This is a genomic window from Kitasatospora sp. NPDC048365 (genome assembly GCF_043200835.1).
GTDB lineage: Bacteria > Actinomycetota > Actinomycetes > Streptomycetales > Streptomycetaceae > Kitasatospora > Kitasatospora terrestris.
On sequence record NZ_JBICYJ010000002.1, the window covers coordinates 66,833 to 90,891 of the forward strand.

General features: G+C 74.0%; 18 protein-coding genes. 10 read left to right on the forward strand and 8 right to left on the reverse strand.

Features of this window, described 5'->3' with window-relative positions:
- Positions 1–3 precede the first annotated feature (3 nt).
- The 4 genes from ACGFX4_RS02085 to ACGFX4_RS02100 all read right to left on the reverse strand — a co-directional run bounded on the left by ACGFX4_RS02085 (position 4) and on the right by ACGFX4_RS02100 (position 5,369).
- A complete protein-coding gene (locus ACGFX4_RS02085) occupies positions 4–1,329 on the reverse strand; it encodes a glycosyltransferase (protein ID WP_393069440.1) in 1,326 nt (441 codons plus the stop codon).
- A 5-nt stretch (positions 1,330–1,334) separates the two neighbouring features.
- Entirely contained in the window at positions 1,335–2,162 is an 828-nt protein-coding gene (locus tag ACGFX4_RS02090) for a glycosyltransferase family 2 protein (RefSeq protein WP_393069442.1), read from the reverse strand.
- Between the two features lie 277 nt (positions 2,163–2,439).
- Positions 2,440–4,509, reverse strand: coding sequence for a putative bifunctional diguanylate cyclase/phosphodiesterase (locus tag ACGFX4_RS02095; protein ID WP_393069783.1), 2,070 nt, complete (start codon positions 4,507–4,509; stop codon positions 2,440–2,442).
- Positions 4,510–4,562: 53 nt separating this feature from the next.
- Complete coding sequence (locus tag ACGFX4_RS02100) at positions 4,563–5,369, reverse strand: SAM-dependent methyltransferase (protein WP_393069444.1); 807 nt, start codon at positions 5,367–5,369, stop codon at positions 4,563–4,565.
- 121 nt (positions 5,370–5,490) lie between these two features.
- Between ACGFX4_RS02100 and ACGFX4_RS02105 the strand changes: the two genes are divergently transcribed.
- Positions 5,491–7,254 carry a glycoside hydrolase family 15 protein gene (locus ACGFX4_RS02105; RefSeq protein ID WP_393069445.1) on the forward strand — a complete coding sequence of 588 codons (1,764 nt, stop codon included), beginning with the start codon at positions 5,491–5,493 and terminating at the stop codon, positions 7,252–7,254.
- Positions 7,255–7,313: 59 nt separating this feature from the next.
- Here the strand turns inward: ACGFX4_RS02105 and ACGFX4_RS02110 are convergent, their stop codons facing one another.
- From ACGFX4_RS02110 to ACGFX4_RS02120, 3 genes are all read right to left on the reverse strand, one after another.
- On the reverse strand, positions 7,314–9,617 hold the full coding sequence (locus ACGFX4_RS02110) for a glycoside hydrolase family 6 protein (RefSeq protein WP_393069447.1): 2,304 nt from the start codon (positions 9,615–9,617) through the stop codon (positions 7,314–7,316).
- A gap of 751 nt (positions 9,618–10,368) precedes the next feature.
- Positions 10,369–12,327 carry a protease pro-enzyme activation domain-containing protein gene (locus tag ACGFX4_RS02115; RefSeq protein ID WP_393069448.1) on the reverse strand — a complete coding sequence of 653 codons (1,959 nt, stop codon included), beginning with the start codon at positions 12,325–12,327 and terminating at the stop codon, positions 10,369–10,371.
- A gap of 111 nt (positions 12,328–12,438) precedes the next feature.
- Entirely contained in the window at positions 12,439–13,020 is a 582-nt protein-coding gene (locus tag ACGFX4_RS02120) for an antibiotic biosynthesis monooxygenase (RefSeq protein WP_393069449.1), read from the reverse strand.
- Between the two features lie 100 nt (positions 13,021–13,120).
- Between ACGFX4_RS02120 and ACGFX4_RS02125 the strand changes: the two genes are divergently transcribed.
- From ACGFX4_RS02125 to ACGFX4_RS02160, 8 genes are all read left to right on the forward strand, one after another.
- Positions 13,121–14,233, forward strand: a complete 1,113-nt coding sequence (locus ACGFX4_RS02125; protein WP_393069451.1) for an aminotransferase class I/II-fold pyridoxal phosphate-dependent enzyme — start codon at positions 13,121–13,123, stop codon at positions 14,231–14,233.
- 133 nt (positions 14,234–14,366) lie between these two features.
- Positions 14,367–15,692, forward strand: coding sequence for an ergothioneine biosynthesis glutamate--cysteine ligase EgtA (egtA, locus tag ACGFX4_RS02130; protein WP_393069452.1), 1,326 nt, complete (start codon positions 14,367–14,369; stop codon positions 15,690–15,692).
- A complete protein-coding gene (egtB, locus tag ACGFX4_RS02135) occupies positions 15,686–17,008 on the forward strand; it encodes an ergothioneine biosynthesis protein EgtB (RefSeq protein ID WP_393069453.1) in 1,323 nt (440 codons plus the stop codon). The genes egtA and egtB overlap by 7 nt, the downstream gene beginning before the upstream one ends.
- Entirely contained in the window at positions 17,008–17,748 is a 741-nt protein-coding gene (gene egtC, locus ACGFX4_RS02140; protein WP_393069456.1) for an ergothioneine biosynthesis protein EgtC, read from the forward strand. Before egtB ends, egtC begins: the two co-directional genes overlap by 1 nt.
- Positions 17,749–17,774: 26 nt before the next feature.
- The gene (gene egtD / locus ACGFX4_RS02145) at positions 17,775–18,755 is read left to right on the forward strand and encodes an L-histidine N(alpha)-methyltransferase (protein WP_393069457.1); all 981 of its coding nucleotides are present in this window, start codon (positions 17,775–17,777) and stop codon (positions 18,753–18,755) included.
- 94 nt (positions 18,756–18,849) lie between these two features.
- The gene (locus ACGFX4_RS02150; protein ID WP_393069459.1) at positions 18,850–19,425 is read left to right on the forward strand and encodes an RBBP9/YdeN family alpha/beta hydrolase; all 576 of its coding nucleotides are present in this window, start codon (positions 18,850–18,852) and stop codon (positions 19,423–19,425) included.
- A gap of 130 nt (positions 19,426–19,555) precedes the next feature.
- Positions 19,556–20,779, forward strand: coding sequence for a nitric oxide synthase oxygenase (locus ACGFX4_RS02155; protein WP_393069461.1), 1,224 nt, complete (start codon positions 19,556–19,558; stop codon positions 20,777–20,779).
- Between the two features lie 58 nt (positions 20,780–20,837).
- Positions 20,838–22,064, forward strand: coding sequence for an aminoglycoside phosphotransferase family protein (locus ACGFX4_RS02160; RefSeq protein ID WP_393069463.1), 1,227 nt, complete (start codon positions 20,838–20,840; stop codon positions 22,062–22,064).
- Between the two features lie 46 nt (positions 22,065–22,110).
- Here ACGFX4_RS02160 and ACGFX4_RS02165 read toward each other — a convergent pair whose 3' ends face one another.
- Positions 22,111–22,746 carry a TetR/AcrR family transcriptional regulator gene (locus tag ACGFX4_RS02165; RefSeq protein WP_393069464.1) on the reverse strand — a complete coding sequence of 212 codons (636 nt, stop codon included), beginning with the start codon at positions 22,744–22,746 and terminating at the stop codon, positions 22,111–22,113.
- 137 nt (positions 22,747–22,883) lie between these two features.
- On the opposite strand from ACGFX4_RS02165, the gene ACGFX4_RS02170 reads away from it, so the two are divergent.
- Entirely contained in the window at positions 22,884–24,032 is a 1,149-nt protein-coding gene (locus ACGFX4_RS02170) for an acyl-CoA dehydrogenase family protein (RefSeq protein WP_393069466.1), read from the forward strand.
- The last annotated feature ends 27 nt before the right edge of the window (positions 24,033–24,059 follow it).

Genomic DNA, 24,059 nt, shown 5'->3' on the forward strand with positions numbered 1-24,059 from the left:
CGGTCAGCCTCCGTTCCGGGAGCGGCGCTGCTGCCAGAGGGTGAACCCGTAGGCGAACGGGCCCACCATGAACCCGCGGCACTCCAGCTGGCGCAGGCGGCGCATGGCGGTGTCCTCCGGGCAGGTGGGGCCTCCGCCGGTGCGGTGGCTGGCGCGCCAGCGCCAGATGCCGTAGGGCAGCCGTCGCAGCAGTTCGGCCAGCAGGCTCGGCCGGTGCGCCACGGCGGCGGCGAGGTAGGCGCCGAAGCCGATCCCGAAGCCCTGCACCTGGCGGGCCAGGTCGGGCATGGTGCGGCGGTGGCGGTGCCAGACGATGGCCTCGGGCTGGTAGGTGATCGTGTGGCCGGCGGTGAGCACCTGGAGGAAGGCCAGCAGGTCCTCACCGCCGCGCGACGGGGTCCCGGTGCCGACCGCCGGGTCGAAGCCCCCGATGGCGCGCAGCACGTCGGTGCGGAAGGCCATGTTGGCGCCCGCCCCGAAGCGGCCCGTGGAGAACCGGGCCAACGGGTCCTCGGCGAGGGTCGGCAGCGACCAGCTGCGCGCCTCGAAGCCCCGGCCGGGGCCGCCGTACTTCTCGATCAGGGTCTGCGCGCGGGTGTCGAGCTCGGCGGGCAGGACCAGCCCGGTCACGCAGCCGGTCCCGTCGTCCGCGAGGAACGCCTCGACCAGTGAGGTCACCCAGCCGGCGTCCGTGAGGACGTCGTCGTCGGTGAAGGCGACGATCTCGCCGCGGGCCGCCGACAGGCCCCGGTTGCGGGCCCGGGAGAGCCCGGGCAGCTGCTCGCGCACGTACCTGATCCGGCCGTGGTAGCGGGAGCGGACCAGCTGCTCGACGGCGTCGCTGGTCGGCGCGTTGTCCACCAGGATCACCTCGGTCTGCGGGTAGCCGTTCGCCATCAGCGCGTCCAGGCAGGTCGGCAGCATCGCCTCCCGGTCCCTGGTGCAGACGATCACCGAGACGGTCGGGAGCTCGGGCAGTCCACCCGCTTGCACCCGGGCGCGGCCGACCCGACTGTGCCGCGCCGCGGGTGCCGCGGTGGACCGAGCGGGGACGTGGAGTTCCCGGTAGGCGGCGTCGACCAGCGCCCGGCACAGCGAGGCGGGGTCGCCCGCCGTACCGGTGGCCTTGACCAGACCGAGCGGGTGCCCGTGCAGCCGCACCAACGCCAACACGCGGCCTTCGGGGTCGGCCGGTCCGGATCCACCGGGAGAGCGCAGCTCACCCGGTTCGTCCAGGTCCAGTTCGACGACCCTGACGGGGGTGTACAGCGAATCGCGGACGGCAAAGCGGGGGCAGGCAGCTTCGGCGCGCCGGTCGGAGCCATTCATCTTCCTCACTCCTCCCCGGTGGCAACGGCCGTCGCCGCCCTGGCGCCGGGACGTTCGGCGATCAGGGTGCGCAGAACCCGGCGGCCGTCGGCAACGGCGTGGAGGTGTGAGCGACCACTGCGGCGGGGAAGTTCGAGGCTCGGGACCTCGGCGAGGCGCAGGCCCGAGCGCAGCGCGTGGGCGATCATCTCGGCCTCGATCTCGAAGCCGGTGGAGCGCAGGTCGAGTTCGGCCAGGAAGCTGCGGCGGAACGCGCAGTAGCCGTAGCAGAGGTCGGTCAGGTGGGCGCGGTACAGGTGGTTGACCACGGAGAGCAGCACCCGGTTGCCGGCCGCCCGGATCCGGGTGAAGTCCAGCGAGCCGCCGCCGGCGATGCACCGCGAGCCCTTGACGAAGTCGTAGCCGTTGTCGAGGAAGTGCAGGTAGTGCGGGATCTCACCGGGCCACATCGAGCCGTCGGCGTCCATCATCACGATGTACTCGCCGGTGGCGGCGGCGAAGCCGGTGCGCAGCGCGGTGCCCTTGCCGGGTCCGCTCTGCTGCACGCTGCGGACGGTCGGCAGGCACTCCTTGGCCACCGCGACGGTGGCGTCGCTGGAGGAGCCGTCGACCAGGATCACCTCGTCCACGCAGCTCGGGATCTGCTCGAACACCCAGGGGATGTTGCGCGCCTCGTCCCGGGCGGGGACGATCAGGCTGACGGAGTGCCGGGTGACGAAGTCGGTCTTGCGGCGCATCGGCAGCTGCCTGGCCGGGAGCCGGTCGCCGGCACGGCGCATGGGGGTGGGGAGTACACCGTCGACATGGTGGTCGGAGGGCGCAGTGGTGCTCATCGTCGAGGAACCCCTCGGGAAGCACACGGGCACACCGGTGCCCGGTGAATGGTGAAGAGAGCCAAGTCACGACGCGCGGGCGTGCGATCCGTGTGATCCCCCGGATCGGCTGTCCCTCGAGGACAGGCCCCCCACAGGCCCCAGAACTGGCGTCGGCACTCTCGGGCGTCCGGAGGACGCCCCTTGCAACGCCTGGTGGTCCGCGTAAGAAGCGGTACCAGATGCCCTTATCTTCGGACGGATCCGGACAGCACGTCAAGTGTTTTGTCAGAATTTTCTAGCTTTCGCGAGCAAAGTCCGTTTCGGGGAGGTTCGCCTCGGCGATCCTCCGGGCGATCTCGCCGGGCCGCACCGGCCGGCCGAAGTGCCAGCCCTGCGCCCAGTCGCACCCCATCAGCCGCAGCCGCTCGGCGTCCGCGCGGCTCTCCACGCCCTCGGCGGTGACCGTCAGGCCGAGCGTGTGGGCCAGCGAGACAAGGCCGCTGACGATCCGCCAGCCCAGGTGGGTGTCCTTGGCCGGGTCGTGCAGGTCGCCGACGAAGGAGCCGGCGATCTTCAGTGCGGAGACCGGCAGGTCGCGCAGGTAGGCGAGGTTGGACCAGCCGGTGCCGAAGTCGTCCACGGCCAGCGAGACGCCCATGTCGACCAGGGCGTGCAGTGCCTTCAGCGCCTCGTCCTCCGGGCCGACCACGGTGGACTCGGTGATCTCCAGCTGCAGCCGGGAGGGCTCCAGGCCGGTGGTGCGCAGCACCCGGTCGACGTCCGCCACCAGCCCCGCGTTGCGGGCCTGACGGACCGCCAGGTTGACGGAGAGTTTGGGTGCGCGGTCGCCGAACCGGGCCACCCAGTCGGCGGCCTGCCCGCAGGCCTGCTCCAGCACCCAGCGGCCGAGCGGCATGATCAGCCCGGTCTCCTCGGCGACGCCGACGAACTCGTCCGGCCCGAGCACGCCCAGTTGCGGGTGGCGCCAGCGCACCAGCGCCTCGACACCGGCCATCGAGCCGTCCGCCAGGTCGACCATCGGCTGGTAGTCGATGAAGAACTCGCCGCGGTCCAGCGCGGCCGGCATCCGCACCGACACCGCGTACCGGCTGACCGCGCGGGCGTTCTCCTTCGGGTCGAACAGCGTCCAGCGGCCCCGGCCGGCCTCCTTGGCCCGGTACAGGGTCAGGTCGGCGGCCCGGACCGCGGCGCCCGGCGTGGTGGTGGCGATCCGCCGCTCCAGCACGCCGACACTGGCCCCGACGGCCAACTTGTGGTCGCCGATCAGCACCGGTTTGGCCAGCGCGGCCAGCACCGTCTTGGCGGCGGCCACCGCCTCCTGCTCGCCCCGGCAGTTCTCCAGCAGCACCACGAACTCGTCGCCGCCCAGGCGGGCCACCAGGTGGCCGAGCGGGCTCAGCGCCGACTCCAGACGGCCCGCGACGGCGGTCAGCAGCTGGTCGCCCATGTCGTGGCCGAGCGAGTCGTTGACCACCTTGAAGCCGTCCAGGTCGACGTAGCACAGCCCGAAGCGGGCCCCCGGCTCCGGCTCCTCGAAGAGCTTCTCCAGCCGCTCGAAGAAGGCCGCCCGGTTGGGCAGGCCGGTCAGCGGGTCGTGGGTGGCCTGGTGCCGCAGCCGCTCCTGCAGCCGGTAGCGGTCGGTGATGTCCTCCAGCATCGCCACCTGGTAGAGCGGCGTGCCGTCGTCGTCGCGGATCAGCGACACGGTCAGGTGGGTCCACACCACCTCGCCGTCCCGGCGGTAGTACGGCTTGTCGAACTGGAAGTACTCCCGCTTGCCGCTGATCAGGTCCTCGTACGCCTCCCAGACGCCCGGGGTGTCCTCGGGGTGCACCAGGTCGTTGACCCGCACCCCGGTCAGGTCCGCCGGGCCGCCGCCGAAGATCTCGCCGAGCGCCCGGTTGACCGCCAGGATGTTGCCGTCGGTGTCGCCCAGGCCGATGCCGATCGCGGCGCTCTCGAACAGCGCCCGGAACCGTGCCTCGGACGCCCGCAGCGCCTTCTCCACCTCCTGGCGCGCGGTGTCCGCGGCCAGCCGGATGGCCTCCTGCTCACGCAGCGTGCGCTCGCGCAGCGCCGCCGCCCAGCCCGCGGCGAAGGCGCCGCACAGCGCGGGGCCGCGTGCCTCGTCCGGGAGCGGCTGGCGGGTCAGCAGGTGAAGGGCTTCGGAGAGCACCGCGGGGTCGCTGAAGTGGTTGTCGACCAGCATCGCGCCGGCCTGCTCCGCCAGCCGGGCCTGGAACGGCTGCTCGTGGCCGGCCCGGTGCAGCAGTTCGGCGCTGCGCTCGGCCAGCTGCTGCAGTTCCTCGGGGTGAACCGCGCTGCCGTGGCCGGACCGGAGCATCCCGGCCCAGGCCGCGTGGAAGGCGCTCGCGCCGTCCGCCGGCAGCCGCTCGCTCACGACAGGAATCCGACGCCGGCCAGTCCGGCCATCCGCTCGGGGTGCGGTCCGACCCCCTCCGGGTCGTCCGGCCGCCACTCCGGCAGGTAGACCACGCCGGGCTCGACCAGCTCGAAGCCGTCGAAGAACCCGACCACCCGCTCCTTGCTGCGCATGGTCAGCGGCGTCGGGGTGCGCTTGTACAGGTCCTGGTGGGAGCCGGCCTGGTCGGGGCGGCCCTCGGAGCCGGCGTGCGAGAGCACCAGGGCGCTGCCCGGCGGCAGCGCGTCGCGCAGCTGGCCGAGGAGCTTGTCCGGCTCGTCGTCGTCGGTGACGAAGTGCAGCACCGCGACCAGCATCAGCCCGACCGGCTCGCCGGCCGACAGCAGCCGGCCCACCTCGGGCCTGGACAGCAGGTCGCCGACGTTGCGCAGGTCGGCCTCGACCACCTGGCAGCTCGGCTCGTCCGCCAGGATCAGCCGGCTGTGCGCCACCGCGACCGGGTCGCGGTCCACGTACACCACCTCGGCGTCCGGCCGGATGCCGCGGGCCACCTCGTGCACCGGCCCGAAGGTCGGGATGCCGGAACCGACGTCCAGGAAGCGGCGGATCCCGCTCTCGGCGAGGAACTGCACCGAGCGGCGGAGGAAGGCCCGGTTGGAGCGCATGATCCGCGGCAGGTCCGGCCAGAGTTCCATCGCCTTGCGGGCCATCTCCCGGTCGGCCTCGAAGTTGTGCGAACCGCCCAGGTAGTAGTCGTAGACCCGGGCCGCGTTCGGCTTGTCGAGGTCGGTTCCGGCGGGCACCCAGTTCGGTCGCCGCATCACGGCACCCCTTCCGGAAAATGACAACAGGACATAAAGATCTTCCTATAACAGAGATCCCTGCCGCAAGCGGTGGAGACCGAACGGGCGGGCGGGCCCGGCGGGTCGGAGAATGGGGCCGATGGCCGGACGCATCGAGGACTACGCGCTCCTCGGAGATCTGCAGACCGCCGCCCTGGTGGGCCGGGACGGCTCGGTCGACTGGCTCTGTCTGCCCCGCTTCGACTCCCCCAGCTGCTTCGCCGGCCTGCTCGGCACCGCCGAGCACGGCTCCTGGCGACTCGCCCCGGCCGACGCCGGCGCCTGCACCTCCCGCCGCTACCTGGCCGACAGCCTGGTCCTCGCCTCCGACTGGGAGACCCCCGAGGGCACCGTGCGGATCATCGACTTCATGCCGCAGCGCGACCGCGTCCCGCAGCTGATCAGGATCGTCGAGGGGGTCAGCGGCTCCGTCCCGATCCGCGGCGACCTGCGGCTGCGCTTCAACCACGGCCGGGTCGAGCCGTGGGTGCGGCGCACCGAGCGTCACCGGGTGGCGGTGGCCGGCCCCGACTCCGCGTGGCTGCGCGTCCCGCCCGGCGTCCACACCTACGGCCAGAACGGCGCCACCGCCTCCGACTTCACGGTGCACGCCGGCGAGCGGGTCCGCTTCGTCCTCACCTGGCAGCCCTCCCACCTGCACACCACCCCGCGCACCGACCCGGACGCCGCCCTGGAGTCGACGCTGGCCGGCTGGCAGCAGTGGTCGGCCGGCTGCCGGTACCGCGGCGAGTGGCGCGAGGCCGTGCTGCGCTCGCTGATCACCCTCAAGGCCCTCGCGTACGAGCCCACCGGCGGCATCGTCGCCGCCCCCACCGCCTCGCTGCCCGAGGTGGTCGGCGGCCAGCGCAACTGGGACTACCGGTTCTGCTGGGTGCGCGACTCCTCGATGACGCTCTCCGCGCTGCTGCGCGGCGGCTTCCGCGAGGAGGCCGCCGCCTGGCGCAAGTGGCTGCTGCGCGCCATCGCCGGCGACCCCGGCGACCTGCAGGCCGTCTACGGCGTCGCGGGCGAGCGCGGCCTGCCCGAGACCCAGGCCGACTGGCTGCCCGGCTACCTCGGCTCCACCCCCGTCCGGTTCGGCAACGCCGCCGTCCACCAGCTCCAACTCGACGTCTACGGCGAAGTGGTGGACACCCTGCACCTCGCCCTGCTGGCCGGCATCCCGATGGAGCGGCAGGTCTGGAGCCTGCTGCGCACCCTGATGGGCTTCCTGGAGCGGCACTGGTCGGAGCCGGACGAGGGCCTGTGGGAGGTCCGCGGGAAGCGCCGGCACTTCGTGCACTCCAAGGTGATGGCCTGGGTCGCCGCCGACCGGGCCGTGAAGATGGCCGAACTCACCGGTCTGCCCGCCCCGGTGGAGCGCTGGCGGACGATGCGCGACCGGGTCCACGCGGACGTCTGCGCGCACGGCTACGACGCGCGGCGCGGCGTGTTCGTGCAGAGCTACGGCGGCCGGGAGCTGGACGCCGCCACCCTGTTCATCGCCAAGACCGGCTTCCTGCCAGCCGACGACCCCCGGGTGGCCCGGACCGTGGAGGCGGTGCGCAGCGGCCTGGACCACGGCGGCTTCGTCCGCCGCTACGCCACCGAGGACGGCACCGACGGCGTGCCCGGGCCCGAAGGCGCCTTCCTGGCCTGCTCGTTCTGGCTCGCCGACGCGCTCGCCGCGCTCGGCCGCCGGGACGAGGCCCGCGAGCTGTTCACCCGGGTGGTCGCGCTCGGCAACGACCTCGGGCTGCTCAGCGAGCAGTGGGACCCGGTCGAGCGGCGCCAGCTCGGCAACACCCCGCAGGCCTTCACCCATGTCGCCCTGGTCAACTCGGCCTTCCTGCTCTCCGGTTGAACGTGCGACGGCCCGCACCCGGGGAAGCGGGTGCGGGCCGTCGGCTGCTGCGTGCCGGATCAGCTGGCGGTGCAGGTCAGGGTCGGGACGCCGTTGGCGCCGGAGTAGTTCGCCCCGAAGCCGAAGGAGGCCGAGGCGCCGGCCCCGATCGCGCCGTTGTAGCCCTGGTTGACGACGCTCACGGACTGGCCGCTCTGCGTCAGGACGCCGTTCCAGAGGTTGGTGATCTGCTGGTTGCCCGGGAAGGTCCAGGTCACCTTCCAGCCCTTGGTGGCGGCGGTGCCGGTGTTGGTGACGGTGACGTCGGCGTTGAAGCCGGCACCCCAGTCACTGCTGATCTTGTAGGTCGCGGCGCAGCCGGTGCTGCCGCCGCCACCGTTCGAGGAGGTGGTGACCACGAGCGCCGTGGAGGCCGCCGAGACGTTGCCCGCCGCGTCCTTGGCCCGGACCGTGTAGCTGTACGCGGTCGAGGCGGTCAGGCCGGTGTTGGTGAACGAGGTACCGGTGGAGGAACCCACCAGCACGCCGCCGCGGTAGATGTCGTACCCGGTCACGCCGACGTTGTCGGTCGACGCGGCCCAGGTCAGCGCCACGCTGCTGGAGGTCGCGGTGCCGGCCAGGCCGGTCGGGACCGACGGCGCGGTGGTGTCGGTGGTGCCGCCCGAGGTGGTGGTCACCGAGAGCGCGGCGGAGGCCGCCGAGACGTTGCCCGCCGCGTCCTTGGCCCGGACCGTAAAGCTGTACGCGGTCGAGGCGGTCAGGCCGGTGCTGGTGAACGAGGTACCGGTGGAGGAGCCCACCAGCACGCCGCCGCGGTAGATGTCGTACCCGGTCACGCCGACGTTGTCGGTCGACGCGGCCCAGGTCAGCGCCACGCTGCTGGAGGTCGCGGTGCCGGCCAGGCCGGTCGGGACCGACGGCGCGGTGGTGTCGGAGGTGCCTCCGCCGAGCGCCGGGTAGGCGTTCTTCAGCAGCTCCTGGAACTGGGCGGAGAACCAGTGGCCGGCCACCGGGGCGTTGGCCAGGGCGCCCGACATGTTGTTGTTGTTGCGCGCGTTGCCGGTGTACGTCGGGTCGCACATCCGGTCGAAGCCCTTGCCCTCGTCGTTGGCGATGGCCGAGCTCGCGCCGTCCGACTCACCCGGGGGCTTCACCCACACGTAGGCCGCGATGCCGGCCTCGGGGGCCGCCTTGGGCCGCTCGCCGAGACCCGCGCCGGACTGGTTGCACCAGTTTCCGGCCTGGAAGCGGCGGTCGATCCGGCCGCCTTCGATGTACGCGTCGACGGTGGTCTTCGGGCCCGGGCCGGCCGGACGGTTGGCGCCGCCCCAGCCGTTGCGGGAGGTGTCGATCAGCATGCCGATGTTGGAGTTGAAGCCGGACGCGATCGCCTTGTCGCGCCACGCCTTCGCGTAGGACGCCTCGTCGACGTAGCGGTTCCAGTCGACCCACTTGCTCTGCCGGACCGAGGTGCCGTTCACCGTGTCGTCGATGGTGAAGTTGGGCTCGTGCAGCGCCGAGTAGTTGGCGGTGTTGACGATGAAGCCCTGCACGTTGTTCACGGTCGAGCCGGACGCGGTGGCGGCCTGCTTCAGCATGTCGATGGCCGGCTGCAGGTTGGAGTCCCAGCCGAGCCAGCCGTGGTGGCCCGCGTCGACGTAGTTGTAGACGTTCGGGATCGCGCCGAGCTTGGCCAGCGCGTAGCCCACGCCGTTCACGTAGTTGCCGTTGGCCTTCATGGTGTCGCAGGCCGGGGTCGCGGTGGCGGTGCCGCCCGCGTTGGTGACCAGGTTCGGCAGCGAGTCGATCTCGATGGTGGTGACGATCCGCAGGTTGGCGTAGGCCGGGTCGGCCAGGATCGCCGCGATCGGGTCGATGAACTCGCTCTTGTAGCGCGGCAGTTCGGTGGGGCCGAGCTCGCCGTTCGAGGCCAGGGCGGCACAGTCGCGGCCCGGCAGGTCGTAGATCACGACCTGGAACACGTACGGCTTGCCCGCGGCCTGCTGCACCGCGGCGTCCAGGTGGGCGCGCAGGCCCATCGACCCGCTCGCGCCGTTGATCGCGGCGATCCGGTCCAGCCAGACGGCGGTGGGCTGGTTGGAGACCGCGGAACCACCGGGCTCGGCGGCGGCCTTCGAGGACCACTCGGGGTTCACGTAGACCCCGGCGCCCACGTAGGGGTTGTCGACACGGGTGGCCGCGTGGGCGGACTGCGCCGTGGCGATCGGCAGCACGGCCGTGGCGCTGAGCACCACGGCGGCCGCGGCCGTCTTCAGACGGCTGACGAGAAGGGCCGACACTGGGGGGATCCTTTCGGGTGGGGGACGGATCCGGCTGGGAGCGGATTGTGGGAGCGCTCCCATGTGCTGTCTGTTCCCGGGCTCGAACTCAGCCCGGGGACACCGGATATGAAGCCATGCCCTGCGATCCGCGTCAAGGACTTCGACCGGATTCGGTGGGAGCGCTCCCGCTTCCGGGAACGATGTGCTGCACGCACCTTCCCACCGGACCGTCGCTGTGTCAGAGTTCCCGCCCGAGCGTGCAGTTGCCCGGCGGCGGGCGGACCGTGGTGCAGGAAGGATTCCGGAACAGCAGACCCGCCGACCGAGGGGCCCGAACGACGTGAGTGCCGCAACCCGCCCGCGGATCGACGACGGGCAGCGCCGCGCCCGCCTCGGGGTACGGCACCTGCCGGCCGGGCGCCGGCGGGCAGCCTCCACCACGCTGAAGGTCGCCGACCGCGAACGCCGCGGCATGGTCGCCGACTTCGCCGGGGCCGGCCTCTCCGCGGGGTGGACCGCCGGGGTCGAGCGGCGCGTCCTCGCCGCCGTGGCCGATTCCGGCGAGGTGACGGGCGTACGGCTCGGGCAGCTGGTGCCCGAGCTCCGCGAGAAGATCCCGTACGGGGTCGGCACCTCGTACGGGACGCGGCAGACCGTCGGCATGCGGCTGGTGCGCGTGCTCGGCATGGAGGGCGCCGTCGCCGCGGTCGCCGACCGGCTGTGCCCCTGCCTCACCGGGACCCGGGTCACCCCGCGCTTCCGCACCCCGCCGGAGGGGTGGGCGCCCGGGTGGGACCGGCGGGAGCCGGGGCCGTCCGGGCGCCCGGGTGGGTCAGCGGCGGAAGAAGGGCAGGGCGTAGGAGCCGACGTAGCCCGGGGCGGGGGTGCCGACGCCGGTGACGTCGTCGTAGCCGCGGACGGCCTGCAGGGAGGAGTCCTTCCCGAGGGTGCGGACCGAGGTGCGGAGGCCGTCGGCCGCGTCCACGCCGTTGACGAAGTCGACCCGGGCGACCGCGAGGTCGCGGTCGGCGCCGAGCGGGTGGTCGGTGACGTCGTGGTACAGCGGGGAGCCGTAGCGGGCGTAGATCCCCGGGTTGGCGAAGCCGATCGGGAAGTGCCGGGCCTGCTGGGCCAGGGCCTGGACGCCGGCGATCACCGGGGCGGCCAGCGAGGTGCCGCCGATCCGGTACTCGTCGTAGGAGACGGTGCCGTCGGGCCACGCCTGGGTCTGGCCGACCAGGAAGCCGGTGTTGGGGTCGGCGACCGCGGCGATGTCCGGGGTGGTGCGCATCCGGGTCGGGCCGTTGGCCTTCGCCAGGGAGTCCGGCACCACTCCGCGCTGGTAGAAGGGCTGCTTGACGGTGGAGCTGGTGCCGCCGCCGGCGCCGCTGGTGTAGGCGCCCGGGAAGTCGGTCCAGCTCTTGCCGTCGGCGGAGAGATTGGCCTTCTCGGTGCCCCAGCCGGTCTCGAACCGGTACGTGTCGCCCTTGCCGACGGCCAGCGAGGTGCCGCCGACCGCGGTCACCCAGGCGGAGTTGGCGGGCGTGTCGATCTGCTTCTTGCCGTGGGCGGCCACGTTGTCGCCGTCGTCGCCGGAGGAGAAGTAGAAGCCGATGCCCTCGATCGCGCCCAGCTTGAAGGTGCGGTCGTAGGCGGCCGCGGTCTCCGAGGTCTCGTTGGCCTCGATGTCGCCCCAGGAGTTGGAGACGATGTCGGCGAGCCGGCTGTCGACGATCTTGTTGAGGGCGTCGAGCAGGTCCGGGTCGTTGCAGGAGGCGCCGGCCACGTACACGATGTCGGCGTCCGGGGCGAGCGCGTGCACCGCCTCGACGTCGAGGGACTCCTCGCCGTACCAGCCGGAGGCGCCGCAGTCCTCGACGCTGTTGTAGGAGGCCGGCAGGACCTCGGTGTACTGGCCCTTGCGGTACGGCTGGTCGCCGTTGCGCTTGGCGTACTCGGCCGCGTCGGCCGCCATGGTCGGCGAGGCGTAGGCGTCGGTGATCGCCACGGTCACGCCCTTGCCGGTGAAGCCGCCCGCGCCGTAGGCGGCGCGCAGCTGCTTGCCGGTGTAGCCGCGCACGGCGTACGGGACCTTCCCGCCGTACGCGTCCGGCAGGGTGCTCGCGACGTTCGAGCCGTAGTAGGTGGAGAACGGGCCCGCGTTGCGGAAGCCGTCGCCGGGGCCGGGCAGGGTGTCCTGCGGCTTGGCCCGGCGCGGCGAGTTGTCCAGGCCGGTGACGGTGAGCACCGCGTCGGCCAGCTCGCGCGGGGCGGAGGCGGCGTGCGCCGGGGCGTGGTAGGTCCTGCCGTCCTTGCGGTAGTCGTGCAGCGGCGCGGCGAAGGCCTTCTGCACGGCCGCGGCGTCGCCGGTGACCGCGAGGTAGTGGCGGTCGCCGCCGGTCACGGTCAGGCCGGAGGACTTCAGCCACGCGGTGACCGCGGCGATCTGCTGCGGGGTGGCGCCGAAGCGCGCCTCGGCCTGCTCGGGCGTCAGGTACTTGCCGTAGCTGGGCGAGGACGGGTCGGAGACGGCGGATGCGTAGGCGGTGAGGCCCTGGGCGTCCCGGCCGGCGAGGTAGACCCGGGCGCCGACCTGCGTGGAGCCGGCGGTGGCGCCGGTGTCGGAGGCGGCGGCGGTCCACTCCGGGGCGGTGCCCTCCAGTGTGGCGCGGCCGGTCGGGCCGGTGTCCGCCTGCGCGGTCGGTATGCCGACGGCCAGCGAGCCGGCGAGCAGCGAGACGGCGGCAGCGGCCCGCAGACCCGTCCGACGGCGGGTGTGATCGGTGGTCATGGAGCGATCCCCCCTGGGTTGTCCTGATGGATTGTCAGGGGCGGATCATATTGATCGGTTGTCGCATTCCCCAGGGGTTTCGGCCCGATCGCGGAGGATCTGACGAAGACTTTACGAAAGCTCGGCGTCGGCCCCCCGACGCGGGAAGAGCCAGCGGCGCATCGCCCGGGTGACGGCGGGGAGGGCCACATAGGTCATCAGCGTGGAGATCACCGGCGCGAGCACCAGCGAGCGGACGGCCGCCGGCATGACCAGGTGTGGGTTGAGCCACAGGCTGGCGCTGACGGTGAGCGGGGCGATCGCCACCGTGGAGGCGACCGCCATCTTCCAGCGCGGCGGCGGAGTGCGGTGGGCGCCGGTCGGGGTGGTGGCGAACCAGCCCTCCATACCGTGCAGTTCGCGTCGGCGGACCTCGACGTGGTGGCCGGTCGCCCTGGCGAAGCACGCGGCCCGCTCGGGCGACTCCTGCCAGGCCTTGAACGCCTCGGCGTCGCGGAAGTGCAGCAGCAGGTGCCACGGCTCCCCGGGCGCCGACGGCCGGAGCAGGCCGGTCCCGAGGTTGCCCGGGTGCGCGGCCGCCGCGCCGAGGATCCCCCGCGCCCAGCGCTCGAAGTCCTCCTCGTGCCCGCGGTCCACGCTCCGGGCGACGAACAGGGTGACCTCCCCGCCCGCGGCCGGTTCCGACGTCTCCATGGTGCGCCCCCGTACTCCGACAGTGATCACCCGCAGGCTACGCCCTCCGGACCGGGCCGATCACCGGGCCTGCGGGCGCCGTACCTGGGAGCATGGGCGGATGGACACCGGGTTCGACCGGGCGGGGACCGGGAGTGCGAAGTGGGCGCGGGCCGCGGGCGGGGCGATCGCGCTGGGGCTGGCGGACATGGACCTGCCGGGGCCGGCCGCGATCGGGGCGGCGCTGGCGCGGCGGGCGGCCCACCCGGCGCTCGGGTACACGGTGGTGGAGCCGGCCGACCGCGAGCTGGTGGCGCGCTGGTACCGCCGGCGGCACGGGGTGGTCGTGGATCCGGCGTGGGTGGTGCTGATGCCGTTCGGGGTGCGGACGGCGGTGCGGCTGCTGCTGGAGGCGTGCGGCCCGTTGCCCGGGCCGGTGGTGTCCGGGTCGCCGGAGTGGGGCGGGTTCACGGCGGTGTGCCGGGCGGCGGGGTCCGCGCACCGGGAGGTCGCGTTCGAGCGGGACGCGGACGGCTACCGGCTGCCGCTGGAAGGCTTCGCGGCGCTGCGGCCGGGCGCGGTCCTGCTGAGCAGCCCGCACAACCCGTCGGGCACGGTGTGGCGGGAGGAGGAGGTCCGGGCGGCCGCCGCGCTGGCGGCGGAGTGCGGGGGCCTGCTGGTCTCCGACGAGGTGCACGGCGACCTGCTGCATCCGGACGCGGGCCGGCCGCAGCCGGTGGCGGTCGCGGTGACGGGCGGGGCGCCGCACGTGGTGACGCTGAACTCGGTCGGCAAGACCTTCAACACCTCCGGCGTCCCCAGCTGTTTCGCGCTGGTCCCGGACCCGGGGCTGCGGGCGCGGCTGACCGAGGTCATGGCGGGCTACGGCCTGTGGGAGGGCGGGCTGCTGGAGGCACTGGTGCAGCGCGCGGCGCTCGCGGAGGGCGGGCCGTGGCTGGAGGGGGTGCTGGCGCACCTGACCGCCGCGCGGGACCTGGCGGTGGCCGCGCTCGGCCCGGCGGTGCTGGTGCGGCCCCGCGCCGGGTACCTGCTGTGGCTGGACGGCTCGGCCCTGGGGACGCGCGCCGGGCTGCTCACGCAGCGCAAGGTGGAGCTGTCCGACGGTGCCGATTTCGGGGCGGCCGGAACCGGTTGTCTACGGCTGAATTTCGCCCTCCCGCTGCCCCGCCTGCAGGCCGCTCTCACCCGGTTGACCAGCCAGGATGCCCGCTGAGCGGCGACGATGTTTGGCCCGTAGCAGACTGAGCAGGAAGTACCGGGCCGCAATCGCGTACCGAGGGATGGTGAGTCCGGTGATACCCGTACGCCCGCATCACCCGCAGGACCGGCAACAGTCGCGACCGAGCGTGACGCCCCTGACCGAGGCGTCGGCGGAGCGACATCTGCTCGGCATATGTTTCAAGATCGGGCCGCCCCGGCTGGTCGGGGTGGAGGCCGAGTGGTTCGTCCACGACGGCCGATGTCCCGAGGAGACGGTCGATCCCGCGCGCGTCGCGGCCGCCCTGGCGACGCTGCCCGCGCACCCCGACGGCCCGCTGCTCCCGGCGGGCTCCCGGCTCACCGAGGAGCCGGGCGGGCAGGTCGAGCTCAGCTCCCCGCCCGCCGAGACCTTGCAGTCCTGCGCCGAGCTGCTGCTGGCCGACCAGGCCGCCCTCCGCGCCGCGTACGCCACCCAGGGCCTGACCCTCACCGGCAGCGGCACCGACCCGCTGGCCCGCGAGCGGCGGATGCAGGCCTCGCACCCGCGCTACGTCGCGATGGAGCAGTACTTCGAGCGCGGCGGCCCGTGGGGCCGGGTGATGATGACCGGCACCGCGTCCGTGCAGGTCTGCGTGGACTCCGGGACGGAGCGGCAGATCGCCGGGCGCTGGCGCCTCACCCACCTGCTGGGACCGGTCCTGGTCGCCGCGTTCGCCAACTCGCCGCTGCTGGACGGCCGTCCGACCGGATACCGGTCCACCCGGCAGATGGTGTGGTCGCGGATGGACGCGAGCCGCACCACCGCCCCTGCACCGGACGGCGACCCGCGCACCGCCTGGGCCCGGTACGTGCTGGACGCCAAGGTGCTGTGCGTGCGCCGCCCCGACGGCCTGCCGTGGACGGCACCGGCCGGCCTGACCTTCCGGGACTGGCTGCGCGGCGCCGGCGAGCGCCCCGCCACCCTGGCCGACCTGGAGTACCACCGCACCACGCTGTTCCCGCCGGTCCGCCCGCGCGGCCACCTGGAGCTGCGCATGATCGACGCCCAGCCGGGCGAGGGCTGGCTGGTGCCGCTGGCGCTGGTCGGCGCGCTGCTGGACGACCCGCAGGCCGCCGACACCGCCCTGGAGGCGCTGGACCGGCTGCCCGACCCCGGTCCGGACGCGGCGCCGCGCAGCGCACTGTGGCAGCACGCCGCACGTGCCGGGATGTCCGACCCCGAGCTGCGCCGGGCCGCGCTCGCCTGCTTCGCCGCCGCCGACCGGGCATTGGCCCGGCGCGCGGACGGCGGCACGGGGCCCGGCCGGGACGGCGGCACGGGGCCCGGCCGGGACGGCGACGGCCGGCTGCGGCGGGCGCTCGGCGAGTTCGCCGAGCGCTATCCGATGCGGGGCCGCTGCCCCGCCGACGACCAGTTGGACGCGGTCCGGGCGGGCGCCCGGCCGCTGCCCGAGGAGGCGCCGCCGTGCTGAACGCCGACACCACCGACCCCGCCGTGCTGCGCGAGCTGATCGCCGCCGAGCTGGAGGCCGCCCGGACCCGCACCGCCGGTCTGACCGACTGCGTCGAGGACGGCGAACTGACCGCCCAGCACTCCCCGTTGATGTCACCGCTGGTCTGGGACCTGGCGCACATCGGCAACCAGGAGGAACTGTGGCTGCTGCGCAACGTCGGCGGCCGCGACCCGATGCACCCGGAGATCGACCCGCTGTACGACGCCTTCGAGCACCCGCGGGCCGAGCGGCCGAGCCTGCCGCTGCTGCCACCGGACCAGGCCCGCGCCTACGCGCACGAGGTCCGCGGCCGGGTCTTCGACCTGCTCGCGGCCAGCCCGCTGGAGGGCGCGCCGCTGCTGGACGCCGGCTTCGCGTTCGGGATGATCGCCCAGCACGAGCAGCAGCACGACGAGACCATGCTGATCACCCACCAGCTGCGCAAGGGACCGGCGGTGCTCACCGCTCCCCCGCCGCCGCCCGCGACCGACGGTCCGCTGCCCGCCGAAGTCCTGGTCCCTGCAGGCCCGTTCACCATGGGCACCGACACCGAGCCGTGGGCGCTGGACAACGAGCGGCCCGCGCACCGGGTCGACCTGCCCGCGTACTGGCTGGACACCACCCCGGTCTCCAACGCCGCGTACCAGGAGTTCATCGCCGACGGCGGCTACCGCGACCCGCGCTGGTGGACGGCCGAGGGCTGGGCGCACCGGCAGCAGGCGGGCCTGGAGGCACCGCTGTTCTGGTCGCGCGAGGGCGGGCAGTGGCTGCGCCGCCGCTTCGGCACGGTCGAACCCGTGCCGGGCGACGAGCCGGTGCTGCACGTGAGCTGGTACGAGGCGGACGCGTACGCCCGGTGGGCGGGCCGGCGGCTGCCGACCGAGGCGGAGTGGGAGAAGGCCGCCCGGCACGACCCGGTCGCCGACCGCTCCCGCCGCTACCCGTGGGGCGACGAGTCGCCCGGCCCCGAGCACGCCAACCTCGGCCAGCGGCACCTGCGGCCGGCCCCGGTCGGCGGCTACCCGGCCGGCCGGTCCCCCTACGGCGTCCGGCAGTTGATCGGCGACGTGTGGGAGTGGACGGCGAGCGACTTCACCGGCTACCCGGGCTTCCGGGTGTGGCCGTACAAGGAGTACTCGGAGGTGTTCTTCGGCCCCGAGTACAAGGTGCTGCGCGGCGGCTCGTTCGCCGTGGCGCCGGTCGCCTGCCGGGGCACCTTCCGCAACTGGGACTACCCGGTCCGGCGGCAGATCTTCTCCGGGTTCCGCACCGCCCGGGACGCGGAGGCCGACTGATGTGCCGCCACCTCGCCTACCTGGGGCCCCCGGTCCCGCTCGGACGGCTGGTGCTGGAGCCGCCGTACGGGCTGTACCGGCAGTCCTGGGCGCCCCGGCTGCAGCGGCACGGCACGGTCAACGCGGACGGCTTCGGCCTCGGCTGGTACGCCGACGGCGAGGAACGGCCCGCCCGCTACCGGCGCGAGGGCCCGATCTGGGCCGACGCCAACCTGCCGGACCTGGCCCGGGTGGTGCGCACCGGGGCGCTGCTGGCGGCCGTCCGCAGCGCCACCCCGGGCTGCGCGGCCGGCGAGGCGGCCGCCGCGCCGTTCGCCGCCGGACGGTGGCTGTTCAGCCACAACGGCGCGCTGCCCGGCTGGCCCGAACGGTACGGGCCACTGGCCGCCGAACTCCCGCCCGCCGAACTCCTGGCGCTGGAGGCGCGGACCGACTCGGCCCTGGTGTGGGCCCTGGTCCTGCACCGGCTGCGGGGCGGCGCCGAACCCGGCGAGGCCCTGGCGGAGACCGTCCGGGAGACCGCCAAGTACGGCGACGCCCGGCTCAACCTGCTGCTCACCGACGGCACCTCGATCGCCGCCACCGCCTGGGGCGACACCCTGTACCACCGCGCCGGACCCACCGGCGGCGTGCTGGTCGCCTCGGAGCCCGGCGACGACGGACCCGGCTGGGCCGAGGTCCCCGACCGCTCCCTGCTGCTCGCCACCGCGGCGGGCAGCACCGTCCGACCGATCGACTGACCCCACGCCCTCGAGAGGACCCCACCGTGACCGGATACGACCTCACCCGACTGCTGCCCGCCGACCACTTCCACCACGCGCTACGCCACGACGTCCAGAACGGTCTGACCGCGAGTCCCAAGTGGCTGCCGCCGAAGTGGTTCTACGACGCCCGGGGCAGCGAGCTGTTCGAGGAGATCACCCGGCTGCCCGAGTACTACCCGACCCGCGCCGAACGCTCCATCCTGGTCGCCCGCGCCCCGGAGATCGCCGAGGTCAGCCGGGCCCGGACGCTGGTCGAGCTGGGATCCGGGTCGTCCGAGAAGACCCGGCTGCTGCTGGACGCGCTGCGCGGGCTCGGCACCCTCGACAGCTACGTGCCGGTCGACGTCAGCGAGAGCGCCCTGGAGGCGGCCGGGCGGGCCCTGACCGAGGACTACCCGGGGCTGACCGTGCACGCCGTGCTCGCCGACTTCACCCACGGCCTGCAGCTGCCCGACGGCGACGGGCCCCGACTGCTCGCCTTCCTCGGCGGCACCCTCGGCAACCTGCTGCCCTCCGAACGCGCCCGCTTCCTCGCCGGGATCGGCGAACGGCTGCGGCCCGACGACGCGCTGCTGCTCGGCACCGACCTGGTGAAGGACACCGGCGTGCTGGTCGCCGCGTACGACGACGCGGCCGGGGTGACCGCGGAGTTCAACCTCAACGTGCTCAACGTGCTCAACCGGGAGCTGTCGGCGGACTTCGACCCGGCCCAGTTCGAGCACGTCGCGCTCTGGGACGCCGAGCAGGAGTGGATCGAGATGCGGCTGCGCTCGCGGCGCGACCAGACCGTGAAGATCCCGGAGCTCGACCTGCCGCTGCACTTCGCCGAGGGCGAGGAGCTGCGCACCGAGGTGTCGGCGAAGTTCCGGCGCGAGCGGGTCGCGACGGAGCTGGCGGCGGCGGGCATGCGGCTCGCCGAGTGGTGGACCGACGAGCAGGGCCGCTTCGGCCTCTCGCTCGCCCGCCCGGCGTCCGCCGGCTGAGCCCGCGCCGCCCGAACCCGTACCGCCCGGAGTCGTACCGCCCGGCGCCGATTCGACTGGACCTCACCGGCGCCGGGCCCCGAAGATCGTCGGCATGGACTTCCTCATCCTGCACGGCTGGCAGAACCGCCGCCCCGCCGACCACTGGCAGCACTGGCTCGCCGGGCAGCTCACCGGGCTCGGCCACCACGTCGACTACCCGCAGCTCCCCGACCCGGACGAGCCGCGGCTGGAGGCCTGGCTCGGCGAGCTGGAGCGGCTGCCGGCCCGGCCCGGCGGGCGGACGGTGCTCTGCCACAGCCTCGGCTGCCTGCTGTGGCTGCACGCGCTCGACCGGGGGCTGCCCGTCGCGGCCGGGGCGGAGCGGGTGCTGCTGATCGCGCCGCCCTCCCCCGAGGTGACGGCAGGCATCCCGGAGATCGCCGGCTTCGCCCCGCCGACGGCCGTCCGGCCGGGCCCCTCGGTCCGGCTGGTCGCCGCCGACGACGACCCGTACTGCCCGGGCGGCGCGCTCACCGCGTACGCCGCGCCGCTCGGCCTGGACGCCGACCTGGTGCCGGGCGGGGCGCACCTCAACCCGGACTCCGGCTACGGCCCCTGGCCCGCCCTGCTCGCCTGGTGCCTGGACCCGCCCGTGCGGGTGACCGGACGGGACCGGCCCGGGCGGTGATCCGGACGGGACCGGCCCGCGAGTCGGGCACACCCTAGCGGCGGGGCGGGCGCGGTGTGGGCCGAATCGCTCACTCTCTGCGCCCAAGCACGCACATCCGGTACTCCTGTGACTCGGGAGGGATGTGCTCTTGATCTTCAGTCGCCTTCGTACGCGCAAGCCGGCCCCGGCAGGGGTCTGTCCGTTCGGCCACCACCAGCAGGCGGGCCACCCGTACCACGCCGTGCCCCCGGTGCACGACGCCGCCGGACCGCCCGGGGACACCGGCCGGCGCGGACCGGTCGCGGAGGCCGCCGCGTTCGTCCGCCAGTTCCACGAGGAGACCCCCGCGGCCGGCGACCCCCTGCCGCGGCTGCGCGAGGTGATCGCCGAGATCGAGCGGACCGGCACCTACCGGCACACCGTCGAGGAACTGGCGTTCGGTGCCCGGCTCGCCTGGCGGAACGCGGCGCGCTGCATCGGACGGCTGTACTGGCGCAGCCTGGTGGTGCGCGACCTGCGGCACGTCACCGAGCCGGAGGAGATGGCGCAGGAGTGCTTCACGCACCTGCGCACCGCCACCAACGGCGGCCGGATCCGCCCGGTGGTGTCGGTCTTCGCGCCGGACGCGCCGGGCCGCCCGGCCCCGCGGATCCTCAACTCCCAGCTGGTGCGCTACGCCGGCTACCTGGACGAGGACGGCGTCCGGACCGGCGACCCGGCCGGGGAGCAACTGGCCTCACTGGCCCGGTCGCTGAAGTGGAAGAGCGGCGAAGGGCGGTTCGACGTCCTGCCGTTGCTGATCCAGCCCGGACCGGGCGCGGAGCCGCGCTGGTTCGAGGTGCCGGACGACGCGGTGCTGGAGGTGGACCTGCGCCACCCCGAGCACGGCTGGTTCGCCGAGCTGGGGCTGCGCTGGTACGCGGTGCCGGCGATCAGCGACATGACCCTGGAGATCGGCGGGGTGCGCTACCCGGCGGCGCCGTTCAACGGCTGGTACATGGGCACCGAGATCGGCGCCCGCAACCTCGCGGACGCCGACCGGTACGCGATGCTGCACGAGGTCGGGCGGCGGCTCGGCCTGGACACCTCCTCCGAGCGCACGCTCTGGCGGGACCGCGCGCTGGTCGAGCTGAACGTCGCGGTGCTGCACTCCTTCCAGGGGGCCGGGGTGACGATGGCCGACCACCACACCGAGTCGGAGCGCTTCCTGCGGCACATCGCCCAGGAGAAGCGGCTCGGCCGGCCCACCCCCGCCGACTGGAGCTGGATCGTGCCCCCGGTCTCCGGCGGCCTCACCCCGGTCTACCACCGCTACTACGACCCGGTGGACCCGGACCTGCGGCCCGCCTTCCTGGCCCGCGAGCCGTGGTGAGCCCGGCCGGGTGGAAAAACCGCTGGCCGGCGGGGTGGTCCACCCGGAGAATGCGCGGGTGCAGACGAATGAAGAACGACGTGTCACCGCCGTGGTGACCTGGCAGGGCGAACTCCTCGGCGAGGTCGGCCCGTTCCCGGTGGACTCCCCGCACTGGGCCGAAGCGGCCTGCGTGGTCGGCGGGTTGACGGACCGGATCGGCGTCCCGGCGGTGCTGCTGCGGCTGCTGTCGGTGGACGGCGGCGAGGGCGGCCGCGGCGGGCTGGTCCGCTACCACGCGGAGGCGCTGGAACGCCCGGCGGTCGAGCTGGAACGTCCGGCCGCCGAGCTGGAGCCGGCTTCGGTGGACGGCGAGTTGGCGGACCACCCGCTGCGCCTGCCGTGGGCGACGGCGGACGGGCTGCGGGCCGCGCTCGACTGGGCCGGGGCCGAGCTGGCCGCCCTGGGCCGCCCGGCGCTCGGCCCGGCGGAGCAGGTGAAGACCTGGAACCTCTCCGGCCTGTTCCGGATCCCGACCGCCGACGGCCCGGTCTGGCTGAAGACCACGCCGCCGTTCGGCGTGGACGAGGCCCGCGCCATCGCGCTGTTCGCCACCGCCGACCCCGCGCTGGTCCCCGGGGTGCTGGCGGCGGCCGACCACCGGGTGCTGCTGGAGCAGGTGCCGGGCGTGGACTGCTGGGGCGTGCCCGAGGACGCCATGCTCGACGCCGTGGAGAACCTCGCCCGCGCCCAGGCCGCGCTGGCCGGCCGCCGCGACCCCGCGCTGAGCGACCGGACGCCCGCCGCGCTGGCCGGCGCGTTCGGCGAGCTGCTGGCGAGCGGCAAGGTGACCGACCTGTCCACCGAGGAGCTGGCGGCGGCGCACGCGCTCACCGGGCAACTGCCCGGAATCGCCGACGCGTTGGCGGCCTGCGGGCTGCCGGAGAGCTCGGTGCACGGCGACTACCACCCGGGCAACTGGCGCCACCGGGACGGCGTCACGGTGGCGATCGACTTCTCCGACGCGTTCTTCGGCCACCCGGCCTTCGACGGCCTGCGGGCACGGCCGTTCCTGTCGCCGGAGCGCTGGGCCGAGGCCCGCGGGCGCTGGGTGGCGGCCTGGCGGGAGCTGGCGCCGGGCAGCGACCCGGAGCGGGCGCTGGAGCTGGCCGCGCCGCTGATGCACGTGTACTACGCGATCCGCTACCAGGAGTTCCTGGACGGCATCGAGCCGAGCGAGCGGATCTACCACGAGGGCGACCCGGCGGGCGAGATCCGCCGGGCGCTGAAGGCCGTCGCGGGCTGAGGCCCGCCGCCCGCCGAGGCGGGCGCGCGCCGGGGTCAGCCCGTCTTCAGCCCGCGTTCAGGCGGGCGTAGCGCAGTTCGAGACCGTCCAGGAGTGCCTCCAGGCCGGTCTCGAACGCGCCCTCGTCGATCGAGCGGCGGTGCTCGGCCAGCAGGTGCGCCTCGCCCAGGTGCGGGTAGTCCGCCGCGTACAGCTGGGCGTCCTCGGGGAAGCCGGCCGCGAAGGAGCCGAGCGCGGAGCCGGTGATGAAGTAGCGCATCAGCGCGCCGACCCGGGTGGCCTGTCCGCGCGGCCACCCGGCGTCCACCAGGCAGCCGAAGACGGCGTCGGCGAGCCGCAGCGCGTTCGGCCGGCGGCCGGGGCCCTGGGCCAGCACCGGCACGATGTTGGGGTGGGCGGCCAGCGCCGCCCGGTACGAGCGGGCCCAGTCGCGCAGCGCCGTCCGCCAGGACTGCGGCGCGTCGAACATCGACAGGTCCACCTCGCCCATCACACTGTCGACCACGGCGTCGAGCAGCTCGTCCTTGGTGGCGAAGTGGTTGTAGAGCGAGGGCCCGCTGACCGAGAGCTCGGTGGCCAGGCGGCGGGTGGAGAGCCCGTCCAGGCCCTCGGCGTCGACCAGGGCGAGGGCGGTCGACACGATCCGCCCGCGGCTGAGCAGCGGGGTGCGCGGTCGGGCCACGGTCGCCTCCTCCGGTCCGTTCGGGTGACCGCCCATTGTTGCAGGCGCCGCGGTGCGGTCCCCCTTCCCAGGCCGCCGGGTGCGGGGCTACAGTCACCATAAAACTTGCAGCGCTAGTTTATCGAGGTGCCCGCCGCATGAACCTGGAACTCACCGAGGAGCAGACCGCCGTCCGCGAACTCGCGGCGGACTTCACCGACCGCGAGATCGTGCCGCACGCCGCCGAGTGGGACCGGGCCGAGCAGGTGGACCTGGGGATCGTGCGCAAGCTCGGCAAGCTGGGCTTCCTCGGCCTCACCCTGCCCGAGGAGTACGGCGGCAGCGGCGGCGACCACCTCGCGTACTGCCTGGTCCTGGAGGAGCTCGGCCGCGGCGACTCCTCGGTGCGCGGCATCGTCTCGGTCTCGCTGGGCCTGGTCGGCAAGTCCGTCAACTCCTTCGGCACCGAGGAGCAGAAGCGGCACTGGCTGCCCCGGCTCACCTCCGGCGAGGCGCTGGCCTGCTTCGCGCTCACCGAGCCCGGCACCGGCTCGGACGCCGCCAACCTCACCACCCGCGCGGTGCGCGACGGCGACGACTGGCTGATCACCGGCTCGAAGACGTTCATCACCAACGGCACCTGGGCCGAGGTCGCCCTGGTCTTCGCCCGCACCGGCGAACCGGGCCACCGGGGAGTGACGGCCTTCCTGGTGCCCACCGACTCCCCCGGCTTCGGGCGGAGGCTGATCCACGGCAAGCTCGGCCTGCGCGGCCAGGCCACCGCCGAGCTGACCTTCGACGGCGTCCGGGTGCCCGACAGCGCCCGGCTCGGCGCCGAGGGCAAGGGCTTCACCGTCGCCATGGCCGCCCTCGCCAAGGGCCGGATGTCGGTCGCCGCGGGCTGCGTCGGCATCGCCCGGGCCTGCCTGGAGGCCGCCGTGAAGTACGCCGGCGAGCGCGAGCAGTTCGGAAAGCCGATCGCCTCGCACCAGCTGGTGCAGGAGCTGATCTCCGACATCGCCGTCGACGTGGACGCCGCCCGCCTGCTCACCTGGCGGGTCGCCGACCACATCGAGCGCGGACTGCCGTTCGCCACCGAGTCCTCCGTCGCCAAGCTGTACGCCGGCGAGGCGGCGGTGCGGGCGGCCAACAACGCCCTCCAGGTCTTCGGCGGCTACGGCTTCATCGACGAGTACCCCGTCGGCAAGTACCTGCGCGACGCGCGGGTGATGACCCTGTACGAAGGCACCAGCCAGATCCACAAGCTGCTGATCGGGCGATCCCTGACCGGCATCTCCGCGTTCTGAACCGACACCCAGATAAGGAGCCCGACG

What these genes read in the sequence shown, in the direction of transcription:
- ACGFX4_RS02085 (WP_393069440.1), bottom strand. Translation starts at nt 1,329, where the DNA reads ATGAATGGCTCCGACCGGCGCGCCGAAGCTGCCTGCCCCCGCTTTGCC.
- ACGFX4_RS02090 (WP_393069442.1), bottom strand. Translation starts at nt 2,162, where the DNA reads ATGAGCACCACTGCGCCCTCCGACCACCATGTCGACGGTGTACTCCCC.
- ACGFX4_RS02095 (WP_393069783.1), bottom strand. Translation starts at nt 4,509, where the DNA reads ATGCTCCGGTCCGGCCACGGCAGCGCGGTTCACCCCGAGGAACTGCAG.
- ACGFX4_RS02100 (WP_393069444.1), bottom strand. Translation starts at nt 5,369, where the DNA reads ATGCGGCGACCGAACTGGGTGCCCGCCGGAACCGACCTCGACAAGCCG.
- ACGFX4_RS02105 (WP_393069445.1), top strand. Translation starts at nt 5,491, where the DNA reads ATGGCCGGACGCATCGAGGACTACGCGCTCCTCGGAGATCTGCAGACC.
- ACGFX4_RS02110 (WP_393069447.1), bottom strand. Translation starts at nt 9,617, where the DNA reads ATGGGAGCGCTCCCACAATCCGCTCCCAGCCGGATCCGTCCCCCACCC.
- ACGFX4_RS02115 (WP_393069448.1), bottom strand. Translation starts at nt 12,327, where the DNA reads ATGACCACCGATCACACCCGCCGTCGGACGGGTCTGCGGGCCGCTGCC.
- ACGFX4_RS02120 (WP_393069449.1), bottom strand. Translation starts at nt 13,020, where the DNA reads ATGGAGACGTCGGAACCGGCCGCGGGCGGGGAGGTCACCCTGTTCGTC.
- ACGFX4_RS02125 (WP_393069451.1), top strand. Translation starts at nt 13,121, where the DNA reads ATGGACACCGGGTTCGACCGGGCGGGGACCGGGAGTGCGAAGTGGGCG.
- egtC (WP_393069456.1), top strand. Translation starts at nt 17,008, where the DNA reads ATGTGCCGCCACCTCGCCTACCTGGGGCCCCCGGTCCCGCTCGGACGG.
- ACGFX4_RS02150 (WP_393069459.1), top strand. Translation starts at nt 18,850, where the DNA reads ATGGACTTCCTCATCCTGCACGGCTGGCAGAACCGCCGCCCCGCCGAC.
- ACGFX4_RS02170 (WP_393069466.1), top strand. Translation starts at nt 22,884, where the DNA reads ATGAACCTGGAACTCACCGAGGAGCAGACCGCCGTCCGCGAACTCGCG.